The following is an 18140-nucleotide window of genomic DNA, read 5'->3' as shown; positions in this document are numbered from 1 at the left end:
TCATAAATAGTGACGGTTAATGATTAGCAGAGTGATCATTTCGCGCTGCGCAAGAGTACTAACAGTTACGCCAACTAAAATGAGCCAAACCTATGAAACCTTCACTGCTTTGCTCCACCGCCCTAATCGCGAGCCTAACAAGTTCATTCGCTTTTTCAGCAAGCTGCCCAGAGATACTCAAAGGCAAACAAAGACTGTTAAATTCAAACGAAGAAATTGAGCTGTGTGAAGAGTTTCAAGGTAAGACTTTATTGATCGTAAATACGGCAAGCCAATGCGGTTTCACGCCTCAGTTCGAGCAACTTGAGCAGCTTCACCAAACGTATAAAGATCAAGGGTTCACGGTTGTTGGGTTCCCAAGTAATGATTTCCGCCAAGACAGAGGAAGCGAGGAGCAATCCGCTAAAATCTGCTACCTAGATTATGGCGTCACCTTTCCAATGATGGCGCGCGCTTCACTGTCTGGACCTGACGCAAACCCAGTCTTTTCCGAAATCCAACAACAAGCCGGTATCAAACCGAAATGGAATTTCTACAAGTTCTTGGTCAGCAAAGAAGGTAAAGTGATTGCAACTTTCCCGAGTTCTACATCGCCAACCAGTAGTACCCTCAAAAATGCAATAGAGCAGCAGTTATGAGCTCAGATTACTTGGAGGCAACTCAAACACGCAACACCATGGCCAAGCTTGGTTATTTGGGTTTAATCCCCTTTTTATTCGGCCTACTGTTATCACTCACCGACAGCCAATTATTTAGCTTGAGCGGCGAAACACTCTTCATCACCTACAGCGTGGTCATATTGAGTTTTTTGTCAGGTATTTTGTGGGGAAATGGCATCGAAAATTTCGAAAGCCCATCCAGCAACAAGGCTCTGATTCTAAGCAATGTTATTGTGTTGACAGCTTGGCTGTCGGTGTTGCTAGGTGAGCAGCAAGAGTTTCTCACCATTATCCTTCTTATCATTGGCTACATTGCGGTTTGGCGAGCGGAAAGGTCTATGAGAGAAGAGAACCAAAGTGAAGGCCCCGATGGCTATTTTGATATGCGAACCCGATTAACGTCCAGCGTGGTGCTGATGCACGGTATCGTGATGCTAACTTAAGCATGCGATGCCTACATCTAAACAGATACATGAAGCGGGAACTAGACGATGAGCTGCATGACCTGACGAGGCTCATCGTCACCGAAATAATTACTCTCTTCCTTGATAGTCACGAAACCCATCGACAAATACAGTTCACAAGCCGAGTTGTTATTTGGGTCAACGGTAAGCAGCAGCTTGGATTTTTGTGGCAAGGTTTCTATCGCCTGCTGCATTAGCTTTCTGCCAATCCCCATGCCTCGGTAAGCCGTATCAACAGCCAATGACAAAACCCAATACTCCTGTTGTTTATCGGTTGGTGTCATTAACACATAGCCCGCAACCTGCGAAGCTTGTTTCGCCACCAACAAGCCCTTCCCCCAGCAATCAAACGCCTGACGAAAGAAAAACAGCGGATAGGCGTGCTCGCCAAACAAAGCGTGTTCAAGCTGGTAGATATCAGCCAGTTCTTGTTTTTCCGCACAGACAACATTCATACATAGGCCTTAAAAGATTAACGATAAACTAAACAAACAAAATGAGAGCTACTGACGGCTCACCAACAAATTCGCACCAGACAAGGCAAGAAACACAGAACATGCTTTATTGAAGCGCTTGGCCATTTGAGGTTTTGAAAACCAATTTCGTAGATATAAGCCAAATGCCGCATAGATGGAAATCGCGAACATTTCTAACACAAGGAACATACTACCTAAAGCAAAGAATTGAGTATTTACGTTCGCAGAAACATCAACAAATTGAGGAAGAAATGCGGTGAAGATAAGTATCGCTTTAGGGTTGCCAGCGGCAAGTGCCAATTCTTGTTTAACCAGACCAAACCAATTCTTATTTCGTTCGATTTCCTCGACCGGGCTCGCTTGTGAGCGCCATAGGTTGAACGCGATCCACAACAGATACATCGCACCAAATAGTTTGATAAGGAAGAACAGAGTTTCAGAGGTATAAAGCACAACCGCTAAGCCAGAGGCAGCCAAAGCAATCATGCCAGAAAAAGCGAGGATTCTTCCTAACCCAGCGACAAAGGCGGCCTTAAATCCATAACAACGGGCGTTGTTCATTGATAACAAATTGTTAGGGCCCGGAGTCATGTTGAGCGCAAAACAAGCAGGGATAAACAGCAGCAACTTCCATATTTCCATTGGTATTTCCTAGTCTCAATACGCCAAGGTTGTCGTATCATTAAATGAGATACGACCTTTTATAGCAGCTATTAAAACCAGTACCAATCCTACTGTCGTATCCTTTCAACTAATTCTCAAAAAATTTCTCATATTCTGGCGTAGACAAGTTTTCCGCGACACCAATTTCACCGATGATATAGATAGCACTCGCAAGAGTTTCAATGGTTTGGTTAAGCTCTCTATCAGGCACTTCACCAACAACAGGAACCGACTGGCGTGCAGACGTTGAATTGCAGACCACGCTTTCACAAACGATATTGTGCTGTTCCTGTTGAGAAACTTCAGGCGGCTTGAAATCCGGAGAATTGAAGTCAGGAGCAGTAATACCCTCACTTGAAAAATCAAAGGAGCTGTATGAGGTAGCTGAAAACAGAGAAAGGAGCAGCATCCACTTATTCATATATCTTCCCATCGCTAGCATTCACTGAATTTATAAATACTATCTAATTCGACCGATTATGAACAGCGTTTTATTATCGCGGATGATTGTGTGTCTAAGTGCCGATTACCCGCTGTACTTTGGGTGACACGAATTCAACCCACATGCGAATGCTTACCTAACATAAACTTATCGAGTAGCGCCTGTGGTACAGGGATAATAGAGTATCGAATGAAGGCAACTAACGTCACTATCGCAACAAGACTGCCTAAAACAAAATCATGCACATCAACCAGCACCCAACCAAGGAGCCTGTCACTGATAATCGCAAGTAGACCGATGCTCACCGCGACCATCCATTTACGGTGATCATAAGGTAAATATTCCATCTTTTGGCTCACGATATAGAGCAGTAACAATCTCACGGCGTAAGTGCCACAGAGCACCATCACAACTCCCCATACTTCATAGATAGGTGTCACAACAAAATAACCAATGGCTGCTAAGGCTGCACACCCACCCTGTATCCACATTTGCGATTGACTTGAGTCACCACTAAAGCAGCCTAGATTAAGGTAATCCCCTGCACTCTTTATTACACCAATAGCCAAGAGTGCCACGACGATAGTCCCCGCGTACTGATAACTACTTGGTAGAATCAAATCAATAAATCCAGGTACAGTGAGGATCATCAAACAGCCCAAAACAATGGCCAGATTAACGCCTACTAGCGCTCTCTCCGCACACACTTTATGACCACCGGATTGTTGAAGCATGGCAACACGATTTGGAAACCACCAAAGTGCATAAGGCTGCAACAGTAAGCCTAGAATCAACGCAAACTTACCGCTGACCGCATAAATCGCAAGCTCTTCAACGCCGACGAAACTCGCCATCACCCAACGATCTAGCCCTGTAATCATGTATATCGAAGCACCACCGACTAACGTGGGTAACCCAAATTTTAGAATCTTAGCAGAGTACTTGAGGCTGCCAAATGTACCCATCTCTTGCCATTGATAACGTAATAAACACAGCATCAACAACACACTCGACACCGCGGAAGATATCAGAACACCATCAATGCCATAGCCTGCTTCCAGTAGGATAAAGGTCATTGCTGCTTGCACACTCGCCTTCAATACATTGAGCATGCAAAAACGTTTGGCCATCGCATTCATTCGCATCAATGTTAGCGGGATAGAAATCGCACCATCTAGCATGGTAGGGATCAATAGCAGTAGGATTTGATAAGGCTGGAACTCGACTGGCAACATCAATAACAACAGCGGCATACTAAGAGCTATTAAGGCACCTCCTAACACGCAGACTAAAACACTCAAAGTGAAACAGTTGGAGACAAGCTTTCTCTTTTCTTCACCCTCAGCCACCCCCACATATCGATACATTGCCTCAACAATACCGAAACTAAATAGGATCGTCCCTATATCAGCCAGCAAGACGATGGCCTCTAATGAACCGTATTCAGCCAACGTCATTTTATGGGTGATATAGGGGATCATCACAAGTGAGATCCCTTTCATCATCACAATACCGATGGCGTAATAGGCGGACTGTTTTAGTGAACCCATAGGAGACACCTATTCCCTACCATGCAGGCGTTAGGAAACTCTTACAGTCCCCAAGAAGATGTCGTAACGTTCGTTTTTGAGGAGCCAAAACTAACGAACGGATACTGTATGAGATGGCCAGTCGGTTTTTTTGTAAGCCTCGATAATAGTCAGCGTAACCTTCCAGAATTCTTGCTTTTGCGATTTTGAAACTCGAAGTTGGTAGGTCCCATCGTTGACTGTCATTTTGGTAACGCTGGAGAATAGCTTCTATAGACTGCAAATTTCTCAATTTAAGGCTTTCCGTTTGGGTAACGGAACTCGATCTCATCAAGTAGCCTACTTGCACTGAGTTCAATACACCAATCTGATGATTTTCACTCATTCGAAGCCACAACTCCCAATCTTCTGCGTATTTGATATCAGGGTTGAAACCGTCTGTTTGAGAAAACACATCCGCTTTCACCATGACCGTCGATGTGCCAATGACATTGTTTTCAATAATGAACTCTAAAGGCTTCTCGATATTGATGAACAGCTCGTCTTGATCTTGAAACTGCGACCAATAACTAAAGCAATCGACTATCACTTGGTAGTCTTCAGTGAGATGTTCGTAATTGGTAAAGCTCATCGCGAGGTCTGGGTATCGTTGGTGAAATTCGAGTTGGTGTTCGAGTTTTTCGGGTAGCCAGAAGTCATCAGCATCTAAAAAAGCAATGTATTTACCCGTTGCTTTCGCTATTCCAAGGTTTCTTGCTTGAGGTGCGCCAACACCCAAAGTGGATAAGGTAATAATGCGTTCATCGTCTATCGACGCGAGATACGTAGACGTTCCATCGTTACTGTTATCGTCAATGACAATGAGCTCAACATCTTGATGAGTCTGCTTTAGTACGCTGCCAATTGCTTTCGGCAGATAATCCAAGCAGTTGTAGGTAGGAATAACAACACTTACTTTAGCCATAATGACGCCCTCAGATTTATACGTTATATGGCTGACGTTGCATGTTCTATGCCGAGAGTTTCTAGCTACAAAATCATTTCTAGATCAGCCACCTACGCGTCCATTCCCAAAATGACGACAAAACGCATCAGGTCGAAAAACCTACAACTTCAATTTGACTATCAATTTGAGAAAACGGGACACTTCTAGGTGGATAGCCTTCAAAAAACCATTGAAATGCCCGCCAAAGCTACGATTAGATCTTGGTTCGTATCTTGCTTTATTGGTTATTACATTGGCTTGATCGCTTTAATCGCTTTAATCATATGGATTTGAGGAGTAAGGAATGAAGAAAGTAGCATTTGTGGCGCCAACCTACCCTGTACTCAGTGAGACCTTCATTCAAACAGAAGTCGACTCCTTGAAAGATTGTGGACACGATGTCTGTGTCATGACCTTCAAAATTGAAAACAGCGAAAAACAATTTGACTACGACATTGTCGAAATTGGCAAAGACGTTCAGATGGGTAAAGTGACCCACATTAACTGGCTAGGGTTGTTCAAAGCTATCTCATTTATTTCTAAGCAAACCAGTATGCCTAAAAAGTCACTGTTCGCTTATGGATTCAAATTAGCACTGCAACTCGCAGAAAAAGACGTAGAACACGTTCATGCACATTTCTGTCAGCACACCACAGCTCACGCTATCGTAGCAGCAAAGCTTCTCAATATTACTTGCTCGTTTGTCGCTCATGGCCACGATGTTTACGAGTTTGCTTATGATATTGAACAGAAAATCTCTTCGAGTGATTTTGTGGTCGCTGTCTGCAAAGACATGCTCGCGGACTTCAATACTATGGCGAAAGGAAACGTTAAGCTCCTACACTGCGGAGTAAATACCAAACAATTCCAACTCAATCCAAAAACTGAAACGAAACAACTTCGCTTTGTTTTCCTTGGCCGGTTAGTTGAACAAAAAGGTCTCCACCACCTTATTGATGCATTAGCACCGATAGCCCAACCTCTTGACATTCATCTTGATATCATCGGTACTGGTGATTTAGAGCAACAATTAAAACTGCAGGTAAAAGAGCAAGGGCTCACTCGAAACGTGACCTTTCTTGGCGCCAAACCTAACGAGTGGGTGAAAGAGAAACTGTCGAACTATGAGAGCCTAATCGCACCATTCTGCTTTTCTGAAACAGGATGTGTGGATACCGGACCACTCGTTTTAAAAGAAGCGATGGCCGTAGGCACACCCGTCATTACGACCAACATCATGGGATGCAAAGAGATCGTCTCACCTGAAACCGGTTTTGTGGTTAACGAAAAGAACGTTGAGGAATTAAGAGAAGCGATTGAGCGTTTTGCACAGTTGAGCAGCAATGATAAAACGTCAATGGGATTAAAGGCACGTCAAAGAGTAAAGGACAGTTTTAATTCGATAAAACAAGCTCAGCAATTATCTCGCTGGATAGAAGACCCGGCTCAATAGTAGCTAACTAAAGTAGCTAATTACTACTAAGGCAACTAATTAACACTTAAGAAACTAAGCACCACCAGCTTCCACAAGAAAAGCAAAGCGCTACATCAACTTCAAATGTAACGCTCAATTTAGCATCTTCTACCTAATTATGAGATCTTCGGTTTTCAGTAACTTTTATTAGCTTTTCATTAAGAAGCCTAGCTAGCCAGCTCGCAGTGCCAAAATAGATTCAATATCTTCGATATCACGATATTGAGTCAGTTGTTGCTCTTGCGATGAAATAGCCACAATCGACATTCTGTCGGCCAATTCGTTACCTTCAATACCAACGTGCCCATTCACATGGTAGATGGTAATTTTTGAAGCCAGTTCTTGGTAGAGCGCATAGGCAGGTTTAATAATATCGAGGTTTTTGATCTCGCCGCCCGACTTCGTCCAGCCCTTTTTCTCCCAACCAGTTGCCCACTTAGTAATACAATCTATCGAGTACTTAGAGTCACAATAAATCGCAACAGACAAACCTGAGTTTAACTTCTCTTTTGCGAGTAAAAACGCCTGTTTAAGGCCATGTAACTCGGCGGTATTGTTGGTACCAACAGGCTGATACAAGCCATACCACAATTCTGTTAATTGGTTGTTTTGGTAAACCGCCAACCCCGTCCCTGCTTCACCAGGGTTTGGCTCACAAGCACCATCGGTAAAGATCTTGATATCAAAAGGCATATCAGTGATTTGCTGCTCTGAAAGAGGCGGCACCTTTGCTTTCGTCGACTTACCCGTAGAGCTTGGCTTTGTAGCCGTAGACCCTGACGCAGACGACGTTTTACCACCGAAAGCAGACTCAGCCTCGCCTAGTGTTGGAAACGATTTATATCTCGCACCAGCAAAGCCATCAACTTGCGCTTTACACTCGTTCCAAGTGGTAAAAATACCCGGTGTGCGACCGTTCCAAACCACATAATATTTCTTAGCCAAACTAACTCCTTACCAAAACCTAAACACACAAACAGTGAATCAGTACATTAGATGCCACCACGCTATACGTTGCAAGGTCTATCACTCTAAAACAGGTCTAAAAAAACTGCGTTCATAACTCACGATGCAATCCACTTCGTCTGCAAATTCAAACGCTTTAATACACTCAGCATCGCTCAGCGACTTAATTCGATACTCTTCATAAGCAGCCAAACTTTCAAAGGTAAACAGCGCCAAGGCAATATTGTTCGCCCCTTCCGACGGTAAGAAATAACCATTGTGTTGGCCTCCAAATTTAGCGACCAAAGGAATCCACATTTTTGCGTATGCCTCAAACTCATTTACCTTCTTAGGATCAATCACATATCGAACATAACAAGTAATCATATTTATATAGCCTTTAAATCATGGGAGAAACATAAAACCTAAATTGAAGCTCAAGAGAAAAGGTAATCAACCGCAACGAGGTTATAGAACAAAAACACCGCCATGCTGACGCCGATCGTTAGCAGCACATTGCCTGTTTTCCAAATCAGCAAGCCAGTCACCACCGCACCTATCAAGTATGGGTTTTCAAGGCTTGGCCAAAATGTTTGTTCAGGAGCAAATACAATGGGCCCCCAAATCGCTGTCAGTACCGCTGGGCTTGAATAGCGTAATAGGCGTCTTGCGGTTTGATTGAGCCGAAGCGGGATTGCAGGTTCTAAAAACAGATACCGACTAAAGAAAACAATCGCAGTCATGAGTAATATCGTTAACCAAATCATCTCTATTTCCCCTCTACGATTGTCTTGTTACCGTTGCTTCGCTCTTGGAACGATTCGCTGAAAAAGCCCGCTAACATACCGGCAATCGCTGCAATCATTAGTCCACCCTCAATATTGTTAACCGACATGGCAACCGAAGTGACCAGAGAAACAACCACACATACCACGACGGGTAGAATGCGGATTAATGGAAAAACCAAAGCGATAAAGGTTGCTGCAACCGCGAAGTCGAGCCCAATTTCGTTGAGTGACGGAATTTGACTACCGGCGACAATGCCAACAAAGCTCGCAATATTCCAAACAAAGTAAAATACCCCACCTACACCAACTGCGTACCAACGATTAAATTCCTGCTGAGATTGCCCACTGCAAATCGCAAACAGCTCATCGGTAAGCCAAAATCCAAGTAATAGACGCCAGCGCACAGGAAGGTGACTGATTTTGTCGCGCATCGATACACTGTATAAAAAGTGCCTTGAGGTAATGAACAGTGTGGTCAGAAGCATAGTACCTAAGCCAATACCCGCTTTGAACATGCCTGCAGCAACAAGTTGTGCCGACCCTGCGAACAAAATAGCCGACATCGCTTGCGCTTGAAGTTGATTCAATCCGGCATCTATCGCATATGAACCGGCTAGAATTCCCCAAGGGATTACCGCAATACTCAAAGGCATTCCCGCTAAAACGCCCTTCCATAACTGTGTTCGTCTATCCATTGTTTCACTATCCATATAATTCTTTTCTCTCTCACATTGGCTATTCAATGTAAGAGGAGTTGAGTCGGTTCGATTGTACAAACTTGCTCAATTTCATGCCCCAATTCACCGTACCTTAGCCGCACTTAACACAAGTTAGCCATGCCTTAGCCACGCAAGTTTAGAGCATTTTGACGTATTGCCCCGGCGTGTAGCCATTGGCCTTTTTGAAGTGTCGATGAAAATGGCTTTGATCATGAAAGCCACATTCTTGAGCGGTATCTGAAATGGTATGTCCTTGTTTCAATAACTTACGCGAAAGCCTTAGCCGAGATTGGATCTGATACGCATGCGGCGGAAGACCAAACTCTTTTTGAAAGGAACGTACTAAATGATACGGGCTCAAAGCCGCTAACTTTGACAGCTCCTCTAAGGACACATCAGCTTGTGGAAAGTCATCTAAGAACTCTTTCACTAAGACAAGTTGGCGCTGAGTTTTTCCATCTAGTTGGGGTTTAAGCGGCGATTTTCCGTGTCGGCTAATCAGTTTAACCAACATCCCATACATCAATGTTTCTCTTAATAAGCGGTTATCAGACTCATCAATCGTGTTGAAGACTAATCTCAATTGATTGGCGAGCTCAGGGTCTTCTACAACCGCTCTTGGGAAGTATGGTGCACCGTAGTTAGGTAAGTTTAACTCTTGAGTGATCTTGGCAAGTTGCTCTGGGAGTGGATACATCGCTCGATACGCCCAACCGCCTTCTGTGGCAGAGTGCCCGCTATGAACTTCATCGGCATTCACGAGAATAATCGCATCTTGTGGTGCAATATGATGTCCGCCCGTTCGATAGAAACGCTGAGCGCCTTGCTCAATAACCCCAAGCGTGTAGCCCTCATGGCTATGGCGCGAGAAGTTCTGCTTCTCGTATTCAGCATTAAGGATTTCAAGGCCACCGAACTCTTCCGTTATCTTATATTCGGCCTTTTCTTTAGAGCGTTTCTTGTTCTCCATAACGATTCCCAAGCCTGTTAATTATCGAGCGACTTATCAGTCTACTCTATAGGCTCTTTCAACTTTTGTACAAAATTGCGCATTTGGCCGTTAATACGTTTTTTGGTCGTTGAATTAAATCGCTCGATATTACTTTCTAATTGCGAGCAAAGTCATGCTGTGCAGGTACTTGGCGAAAAATTGACAAATCAGTGGCTTAATCATGTTCATAATTCGCGCCAATCATTGGCAACCGTTCAGAAATATGATGAAGAAAACCTTAGCATTGATCTTTTTCTTAAGCCTCACTGGCTGTACTCACAACCAGTCGAAAGCGCTAAGTATGAACTCCTCGTCGGTTAATACATACCCACAATCGATGTCGAACCTGCAACTGTGCGACACCTTGTATTACGGACGTTCGAGCAACCAAACACTGGCAGCGATTGGCAGTGAGTTTAATCGAAGAGGGTTATCAAAAAGTTGGTGTGATACCGAAACCAACAAGCTTTATCTAACAAAGACAATTGACTGGGTAGCCGAACAAGTCGAAGACAAAGAAGATTCAGAGGAAGAAGCGTCTGCAGTTGTGTTGCCTGCGAATTAAATTAGGAAATTAGAACTGAACGTCTCTTCGCACTTAATTACCTCGTTTTGCTTAGGTAACTGTGTGACCTATTTTTACTCAAAAACTCCCAAGTTAACCTGGCTGCGTTCGAAGAAAAACAACCACCTCTTTTCGCTACACAAATATTACGAGGGTACTCCGGCGCAAGAGGAATAACATTTACGCTGGGATGAGATTCTGGAACGGCAAGCTCTGCAACAATAGAAACACCTAAGCCCGCTCGAATCAAAGCAAGTATCGAGGTCAATTGAACAATGGTGTGTTTTTCCTTAAGGCGAGATTTTGATAGCGCAAACCATTCTCTAATGAGCGCCTCGCTGCCCCCTTTACTCAATATAAAATCTCGGTCTTCGATATCCACAGCCGACAAAACTGGTAACTGGGATAAAGGGTCATCTTCATGAACTAAAGCCACCATACGGTCAGTAAAAACTGGGATGATATCTAGATCCCAATACTCTTTATCAACTGCGATTGCAAAATCTACGCGCCCCTCTCGCAATGCCAGTAATGCTTCTTCGTCTGTAAACTCGCTTATTTCAATTTTAATTTGAGGTAAGTGTTGGCTGATCGCATGAATTAGGTTAGGTAAAATATGCGTGGAAGCGGATGCGCCAAAAGAAGCCACTTTCACCTGTCCAGCACCATCTTTTTGAATAAGTCGAAGCTGTCTTAATAGCACTTCTCCTTGCAATTCTTGCTGTTTAGCGAACTCAGCAATTAGCCTTCCTTCCTCAGTTAACAGTAACGGACGACTGTCTCTTCGAATTAAAGCGAAACCTAACACATCTTCAGCACGTCGAAGTGCTTTGCTCGCAGCGGGTTGACTGACTCCTAATACCTGAGCGGCATCAGTGATACTTCCGAGCGCTATTAGCTGTAGAAGTAATTTAGGAACTAATGATGGAATGCTCTCCAAGTCTTCAACCATTTATATAACCTCAAGTTATTTTGATATCTATCTCTATGCTAGCAGACTACTTTTTCCGAAAAATAGAGACTAGTCACCCGGAGAAAACAAATGACTATAGAAACATGGCTAACCTTCTGCCTCGCTTCACTTATCTTAACCATGACGCCAGGTCCCAGCATTTTGTTGGGAGTCATTCATTCAATGAAATATGGCGTTAATAAAGCTATTTTTACGGCACTAGGTGATATCTCAGCAAACTTCATACAGATGATCATTGTTGCAATTGGACTTGGCGTCATAATGTCAGCGTCTGAACTAGCGTTCGCCGTTATCAAGTGGCTTGGGGTCACAACATTGCTGTATATGGGTATCAAGATGTTGTTTGATAAACCTGAGTGTGAAGCACAAATCGTCAACAATTCACCCACCGAGATTTCAGGCCACAGACTCTATTTAAGTGGGTTCTTCGTTGCAGCAGGCAACCCCAAAGCGATTGTGTTTTTCACCGCATTCTTCCCCCAGTTCATTGACCCAACCAAACCTTTGTTATCACAAATGTTGGTGATGTGCCCCACAATGGCAGTGTTGGATTTTACGTGGGTTATGATTTACGCCATATCTGCCAAGAAACTTCTTGGGTTTATGCAAGATCGCCCAACGTACCTGAATAGAATCGGTGGCTCAGCGCTTTTAACTGCAGCCATTGCACTCGCAGTAACAAGTCACAGCCCCAACCTATAGTCGAGCCAGCAAAGGAAGAAAATAAATTGGGTTTCATTTGAGAGGAAAAATCGTCTGCTGTAGTACTGCCTGCAGATTAAGAGGATAACTGATTTAACATCCTTAAATACGCTAACAGTACTTCTGGCAATAGAACTGGGGCTAACTAATTACTATGCATGCCTTTGCTCACATCAATATGTATTCGCATTGAAAAATGTTAACAAGTAGTTAATTATCAGTATCCATTATTACTATAAGGAAATAACAAATGAAATGGATACTTGTTGCATTCGTCAGTGTTTTCTCTGTGTTCACATACGCAAAGGATTGGAAGCAAATTCGTTTTACTGTTGAAGGAGCTTACCCACCATTCAGCTGGACAACGCAAGATGGTCAGCTTGAAGGTTTTGAGGTCGATTTAGCCAACGCGCTTTGTATCGAATTAGGGGTAAAGTGCATCATCTCCAAAACAGATTGGGACGGTATTATCCCTTCGCTCTTGAGTCGTAAGAACGATGCGATAATTGCAGCAATGACGATTACCGAAGAGCGTGAAAAGAAAGTTAACTTCACCATCCCATACGCCAAAGTCCCAACTCGTTTCGTGATGAAGAAAGATCGAGAGATCAATATGAATGACGACAGCTTGAATGACCTAACTATCGGGGTTCAACGTGCAACAATCGGTGATAAGTACCTTTCTGAAATCTACCCTGATGTAGACATTAAACGTTATGGCTCATTCGACGAAGCCTTTACCGATTTACTCAACGGCCGTCTCGATACCGTGTTTGGTGGTTCTATGGGGCTCAATGCGGGCTTTCTTGAAACTGATCAGGGTAAAGACTATCACTTTACAGGCCCTAAATTTACAGAAGAAAAATGGTTCGGTCGTGGTATTGGTGTAGCGGTACGAAAACAAGATAATGAACTCAAAGATCTTATTGATGACGGTATACAACGCTTGATCGACAATGGTCAGCATCAAAAAATCGCAAGTAAGTATTTTTCATACAGTATTTACGAATAGTATGATGGCTTTCAAATCTTGCTGACTGCGATTGTGTATCTTTTGATTGTAAACACAGCAATATTTTTAACTAATGATGGCAAGGTCAATCGTGCCTTGCCCATTAAACTAAACTCAAGCCTTTGCCAACTTAATACGGCGCCACAATCTTCCATCGATGGCAGACAAACCAATGGCGATCAACAACATCCCAACAAAGTGAATCACTTCTAACGACTCATTGAGGAACAGTGAACCAAGTAAGGGCTAGAGTCACTGGTTAAAACAAGCAATTCTTCATGGTAAAGACATAAACAAAGTAGGCTCTGTATACCCTGCTTTATCGTTCATCTTCCTTTAGTCGCATTTTGACTTTCAAATTGAACTAAACGCTTCACTCCAATCTTAGCTGTAAGAAAAAGCCTTATATTTCAAGCACAACGTCGTGGCTCGAAAAATGCTTCGTATCTAAATAAATAAGGAGCATCTATGGAAAATAGCGTTCGTAAACTTCATTCAGAGCAAACGACATCTTTTGACACTGAATACATTGATCCGAAAATGTTTGAAATATTAATCAAACAATTAGATATGCTTTACCCAACACGCCAACCATTTCACTTGTTGGATATCGGAGGAGGAAACGGGGTCTATGCTGACAAGATATTGTCTCATTACACTAACTCAAGAGTCACCTTGGTCGAACCCGAAGAAACACTACTGGAGAAAAATCGCGGTCACCCTAACAAAGAGCTAAAGTGCTCATTGTTTCAAGATCTTGAATTAGTTATTCCCTACGACATCATTCAATTTAACTGGGTACTGCACCACTTCATCAGTGACTCATATGAAGCCACCAAGAATATTCAGCAACAAGCGTTAGACAAAGCGTTCAAGCACTTGTCATCAGATGGACTTGTAGTGATATTCGAAAACTTTTATGAAGGGGCCTTAGTCCGTAACTTGCCGAGCAAATTGATTTACCACACGACCGCTTCAAAAGCACTAGCTCCAATCACCAGTAAGTTGGGTGCCAATACGGCTGGCGTGGGGGTTTGCTTCAATAGTAGAGAGACTTGGCATGATATGCTTTTGGAAGCCGGCTTTAAGGTAATTGTTCATATACCTTTCTATTCTTTCGGAAATCTAAGTCAAGTAAAGACAAGGCTGTTGCACCTTAAAGATCAGAATGTGGGTTTATTGATTGCAAAAAAAGAGTGAACTCCTTTACTGACCCAGGCGCCACATAAGAGACGTCTTTGAAGCTGAAGCTGAGGTGCTATCAAGATGCAAAATAATGACATGTCGCGAACACATTAATAGCGGGTAAGTTCTCAAGCATTGTACAAACTTCAGATAGCAAAAAGCCGCTACATAAATAAGTAACGGCTTTTTTAAAGGTGATGCTTGCAGGATAAGTCAGCATAACTCGAACAAAACATCAAAGACTTACAATACTATTTGCAGCATAAGTTCGCATAACATTGCATCGAAAGTCTGCAAATTTGAACAACGACTAAGATTCAACGTAGTAAATTTACTACGCTCCAATTAATCCTCTAGCAGGACATAATCGACAAACATAATCGACATGTGTGTAACAAACTTTTGGACATTTATTGGTTAGATGAGAGACCTAGTTTATTCCTTTGTGATAACTTTTATTAATCAAAAGATGCCACAATCTGGTTTTACATTGGACAAGTTATGCATAGGTATTCAAACAGTAAGGTTAAACTTTGCATTTGTAAGTACTTATAGCAACCGTCAGCTAGAAATTAAGCTTGTTCTAGCACAAGCTTAATTTCTTCTGCATTCGGTGTGTACTGCCAACAGCGCAGCAGTCAGCGTGCTAGGCTGCACATATGATATCAATCATAAACCCCAGGCAATATATAGATATTGAAAATAATGTGTTAACGCTAAAGCTACTATCTACGAGAAGAACTTAAGATAACAGTTGTCACCGTTGACGCCTGTAAAAAACACTCGCATCGAAATAAGTTTTGTCCTAAGCAGTGCCGTGCAAGAGACGGCTCAAGCGCCAGAACGAGTGTTTGGTCGGTCCTATCAAACTCGACGACACAGGCGCTTTCAAACCCAAAATACCGACCTATTAAAGGAAACGTCGCTTTGAACAAGCTCTCTTTGGCCGAAAAAATCAGCGAGGTTGCCTCCTCACGCTTCAACCCTTGCTCGATCAAAAGCATCAATTCACGCCCCTGACAGATTTGCGACTCTATCTCAGCTGCCGTAACCGCATCTAGCCAATGTTCGACATCGATACCGACAAAAGGGTGAACCGCCTGCTCTGCAACCAGCGCCACAGCATGAGCGCCGGTATGGGATATGGCCCCAGTCATGTCTTGTGGCCACAGTGGCTCTCGATGAGAACCAATCAAGACCTTCTGCTCAACCACTGACAAGACCGACATACTTAAACTGGCCATGTACCTTCCAGCAATAAACTCTGCCTGGCGCTTTGCTACGCTTCGTTGTACGGATAGGGGGAGAGTAATATTGAGCGTCGCCGCTAATTCAGGGTCGCAATCAGGGAGAGCAAAATGACATTGAGACAACACCGCCCTCCCACTCTGAGCGATATAGCGTTCAATGTGCGAGATTCCCGCTTTCGACGCGGGTACAGAATCCAAACGGTTCAGAAAATCACGATACATAACTCACCAATTCGAACATAAAAGCCCGACCATACTGCTCAATACGATGGCCATCAAGCCATGTTTTTTCATGGACAAGACAAATAGGTAACCCTTCGTCCAAAATCGGACCAATATCAAACTAATTGATATGCAACGTTGACCATTTTGTTATGAGCATGGATGATGCGCGAGCACTGTTAGGGAGGAGAATAACCTCAATAATTATTAACAATTTCAATAATATAAGTTAATCCGCACACAGCGTTCTCTAAGAGTCGTCTCTCAACCCCATACGCACGTGCCAGATACATTAATTACCGATAAATAACTTCAATCAACGTCGTCAGCTCATATAACTTAAGGAATTGATGATGAACAAAACCAGTAGCTAGGATCGAACATGTCATCAGTGATCAAGAGATTTAACCAAATCGTCGCCGCCCAGCCCAATAAGGTCGCTCTGAGCAGTGAACAGGAACAACTGACCTACCAACAACTGAATCATCGCGCCGCCTTGGTTGCTCAGTCGTTGGTGAGTCAGGGGCTCTCTGGCCAGCTTATTGTGCTCCACTTTCCGTCATCCATTGAATTGGTTGTCTCGATATTGGGTGTGCTGAAGGCAGGCGGCACCTATGTCTGCTTAGACACCACCTATCCTCAACAGCGTAAGCAATATATTGTTGATAAATCGCAATCTCGCGCTGTCATTACCCACCAGCCCCTCGCTCTGACGGTCGACTTGACGCTCGACTATTCGTTACTGCTCGTTGAGCCACTTCACACCGCGCCAGCGCTGATTGACCCCCCTAGCCCGATCATGAACGTGATTTTTACTTCCGGTTCGACTGGCGAGCCGAAAGGCGTCAAACTCAGCCACACCAATATTTTGAGTTTTATCGATACCCATAGTGATATCGTTCCGACTGACTGTATGCCACAGTTATCCTCGATCGCCTTCGATGCCTTTCAGTTTGAACTCTGGGTCATGCTGCTCAATGGAGGCACTCTGTGCCTGTTGCCAGAAAAAACGCTGCTCAATGCCCCGGCACTCAAACAAGCGATTGAACGACATCACATCACGATGGCTTTTGTCACAACAGCTCTGGTCAATCTCGGGGTCTTGAATCACTTCATCCACCAGCCGACGTTCCGTCGACTTTACTTTGGTGGCGAGGAAGTGAAGTCAAATGCGCTCAAACAGGACTTTACGAACTATGACTTTGAGTTAGTACATTGCTATGGGCCCTCTGAAACGTCAGTGTGGAACGTGTCCCATCACTGCCAGCAATGGCAAGCCCCCCTTCCGTTAGGCCAGCCACTCTCAAACAGCACCCTTTTGCTCCTCGACCAACATGGCCAGGCCATCACAACCCCTAATCAGATCGGGGAAATCTACATTGGCGGGCCCTGCGTTTCGGAAGGCTATCTACACGATGATTCCCTGACTCAGCAAAGCTTCATGACGATTGACGGGACTCGCTATTTCAAAACTGCAGATATGGCGATGTGGAACGCTGACGGCCAATTGGTCTACTCTCACCGGGTTGGCAACACGATCAAACACAATGGCTACCGCGTTAATCTCAACGAAATTGATCGCGCTCTCCAATCTTGTGACGATCACTTGCAATCTGTCACCACACAATTGAACGGTGAGTTAGTGACGTTTTTCTGCCAAACCCCTCTCGATGAACTCGCGATACGGCACCGTTTAAACGCCATCCTCCCTGCGTACATGTGCCCAACTCAGATCGTAAAAGTGGCGCAGTTTCCCCTCACGCCGCATGGCAAGATTGACGTCCCGGCACTGCATCATCATCTCCATGAACGTCATTGCGACACGCAATCCAGTGAGGACAGCGCTGATCTTATCCTGACCATCTGGCGCAAGCTACTCGGTAACCCAGCGATAGATTTGGACGACAGGTACTTTGAATGTGGCGGAAATTCGGTGCTGCTGCTCAAGCTGCAGCGCGAGCTGAATAAGCAATTCAGCCTCGACGTGAAGGTCAGTGACCTCTTCGCCCACACGACCGTCTCTGAACAAGCCGAATTGATCGATAGCCTGATTGAACAGTGATTACATGCGCTGTTGGTCCAATGCCTGCAGCGCC

The 18140-nt window shown here is 44.0% G+C and carries 20 protein-coding genes; 8 read left to right on the top strand and 12 right to left on the bottom strand.

Features of this window, described 5'->3' with window-relative positions:
• The first annotated feature begins 92 nt into the window (after positions 1-92).
• On the top strand, positions 93-638 hold the full coding sequence (locus FTW16_RS15790) for a glutathione peroxidase (RefSeq protein ID WP_146491766.1): 546 nt from the start codon (positions 93-95) through the stop codon (positions 636-638).
• Positions 635-1102, top strand: a complete 468-nt coding sequence (locus tag FTW16_RS15785) for a DUF3429 domain-containing protein (RefSeq protein ID WP_146491765.1) — start codon at positions 635-637, stop codon at positions 1100-1102. The genes FTW16_RS15790 and FTW16_RS15785 overlap by 4 nt, the downstream gene beginning before the upstream one ends.
• Before the next feature lie 41 nt (positions 1103-1143).
• Here FTW16_RS15785 and FTW16_RS15780 read toward each other — a convergent pair whose 3' ends face one another.
• From FTW16_RS15780 to FTW16_RS15760, 5 genes are all read right to left on the bottom strand, one after another.
• Positions 1144-1578 (bottom strand): GNAT family N-acetyltransferase, encoded by a 435-nt coding sequence (locus FTW16_RS15780; protein ID WP_146491764.1) that lies wholly within the window; start codon positions 1576-1578, stop codon positions 1144-1146.
• A gap of 48 nt (positions 1579-1626) precedes the next feature.
• Positions 1627-2241, bottom strand: coding sequence for a LysE family translocator (locus FTW16_RS15775; protein ID WP_146491763.1), 615 nt, complete (start codon positions 2239-2241; stop codon positions 1627-1629).
• Positions 2242-2350: 109 nt separating this feature from the next.
• A complete protein-coding gene (locus FTW16_RS15770; RefSeq protein ID WP_146491762.1) occupies positions 2351-2704 on the bottom strand; it encodes a hypothetical protein in 354 nt (117 codons plus the stop codon).
• A gap of 113 nt (positions 2705-2817) precedes the next feature.
• Positions 2818-4254, bottom strand: a complete 1437-nt coding sequence (locus FTW16_RS15765) for a lipopolysaccharide biosynthesis protein (RefSeq protein WP_146491761.1) — start codon at positions 4252-4254, stop codon at positions 2818-2820.
• 16 nt (positions 4255-4270) lie between these two features.
• Positions 4271-5197, bottom strand: coding sequence for a glycosyltransferase family 2 protein (locus tag FTW16_RS15760; protein WP_146491760.1), 927 nt, complete (start codon positions 5195-5197; stop codon positions 4271-4273).
• A 325-nt stretch (positions 5198-5522) separates the two neighbouring features.
• On the opposite strand from FTW16_RS15760, the gene FTW16_RS15755 reads away from it, so the two are divergent.
• On the top strand, positions 5523-6671 hold the full coding sequence (locus FTW16_RS15755; RefSeq protein ID WP_146491759.1) for a glycosyltransferase: 1149 nt from the start codon (positions 5523-5525) through the stop codon (positions 6669-6671).
• Between the two features lie 192 nt (positions 6672-6863).
• Here the strand turns inward: FTW16_RS15755 and FTW16_RS15750 are convergent, their stop codons facing one another.
• The 5 genes from FTW16_RS15750 to FTW16_RS15730 all read right to left on the bottom strand — a co-directional run bounded on the left by FTW16_RS15750 (position 6864) and on the right by FTW16_RS15730 (position 10114).
• A complete protein-coding gene (locus FTW16_RS15750; RefSeq protein WP_146491758.1) occupies positions 6864-7637 on the bottom strand; it encodes a viroplasmin family protein in 774 nt (257 codons plus the stop codon).
• An 81-nt stretch (positions 7638-7718) separates the two neighbouring features.
• A complete protein-coding gene (locus FTW16_RS15745; protein ID WP_146491757.1) occupies positions 7719-8024 on the bottom strand; it encodes an NIPSNAP family protein in 306 nt (101 codons plus the stop codon).
• Between the two features lie 50 nt (positions 8025-8074).
• Positions 8075-8404 carry an AzlD domain-containing protein gene (locus FTW16_RS15740; RefSeq protein ID WP_050644634.1) on the bottom strand — a complete coding sequence of 110 codons (330 nt, stop codon included), beginning with the start codon at positions 8402-8404 and terminating at the stop codon, positions 8075-8077.
• A gap of 2 nt (positions 8405-8406) precedes the next feature.
• Complete coding sequence (locus tag FTW16_RS15735; RefSeq protein ID WP_146491756.1) at positions 8407-9135, bottom strand: AzlC family ABC transporter permease; 729 nt, start codon at positions 9133-9135, stop codon at positions 8407-8409.
• Between the two features lie 145 nt (positions 9136-9280).
• The gene (locus FTW16_RS15730) at positions 9281-10114 is read right to left on the bottom strand and encodes an AraC family transcriptional regulator (RefSeq protein WP_146491755.1); all 834 of its coding nucleotides are present in this window, start codon (positions 10112-10114) and stop codon (positions 9281-9283) included.
• A 247-nt stretch (positions 10115-10361) separates the two neighbouring features.
• Between FTW16_RS15730 and FTW16_RS15725 the strand changes: the two genes are divergently transcribed.
• Positions 10362-10700: a hypothetical protein gene (locus FTW16_RS15725; RefSeq protein ID WP_102268976.1), complete on the top strand. Its 339-nt coding sequence runs from the start codon at positions 10362-10364 to the stop codon at positions 10698-10700.
• Positions 10701-10737: 37 nt separating this feature from the next.
• On the opposite strand, the gene FTW16_RS15720 is transcribed toward FTW16_RS15725, so the two are convergent.
• Complete coding sequence (locus tag FTW16_RS15720; RefSeq protein WP_146491754.1) at positions 10738-11652, bottom strand: LysR family transcriptional regulator; 915 nt, start codon at positions 11650-11652, stop codon at positions 10738-10740.
• A gap of 90 nt (positions 11653-11742) precedes the next feature.
• Here FTW16_RS15720 and FTW16_RS15715 point away from each other — a divergent pair, with 90 nt between their 5' ends.
• From FTW16_RS15715 to FTW16_RS15700, 3 genes are all read left to right on the top strand, one after another.
• Positions 11743-12375 (top strand): LysE family translocator, encoded by a 633-nt coding sequence (locus FTW16_RS15715; RefSeq protein WP_146491753.1) that lies wholly within the window; start codon positions 11743-11745, stop codon positions 12373-12375.
• 250 nt (positions 12376-12625) lie between these two features.
• On the top strand, positions 12626-13387 hold the full coding sequence (locus tag FTW16_RS15710; RefSeq protein WP_102434281.1) for a transporter substrate-binding domain-containing protein: 762 nt from the start codon (positions 12626-12628) through the stop codon (positions 13385-13387).
• A gap of 468 nt (positions 13388-13855) precedes the next feature.
• A complete protein-coding gene (locus tag FTW16_RS15700; protein ID WP_146491752.1) occupies positions 13856-14587 on the top strand; it encodes a class I SAM-dependent methyltransferase in 732 nt (243 codons plus the stop codon).
• A gap of 710 nt (positions 14588-15297) precedes the next feature.
• Here the strand turns inward: FTW16_RS15700 and FTW16_RS15695 are convergent.
• The gene (locus FTW16_RS15695; protein WP_186728080.1) at positions 15298-16044 is read right to left on the bottom strand and encodes a 4'-phosphopantetheinyl transferase; all 747 of its coding nucleotides are present in this window, start codon (positions 16042-16044) and stop codon (positions 15298-15300) included.
• Positions 16045-16426: 382 nt separating this feature from the next.
• On the opposite strand from FTW16_RS15695, the gene FTW16_RS15690 reads away from it, so the two are divergent.
• Positions 16427-18106, top strand: coding sequence for a non-ribosomal peptide synthetase (locus FTW16_RS15690; protein WP_146491751.1), 1680 nt, complete (start codon positions 16427-16429; stop codon positions 18104-18106).
• Positions 18107-18140: the final 34 nt, after the last annotated feature.

Source organism: Vibrio sp. T20 (genome assembly GCF_007858795.1).
GTDB classification, from domain to species: domain Bacteria; phylum Pseudomonadota; class Gammaproteobacteria; order Enterobacterales; family Vibrionaceae; genus Vibrio; species Vibrio satsumensis.
This window is presented reverse-complemented; position numbering and strand designations above follow the sequence as displayed.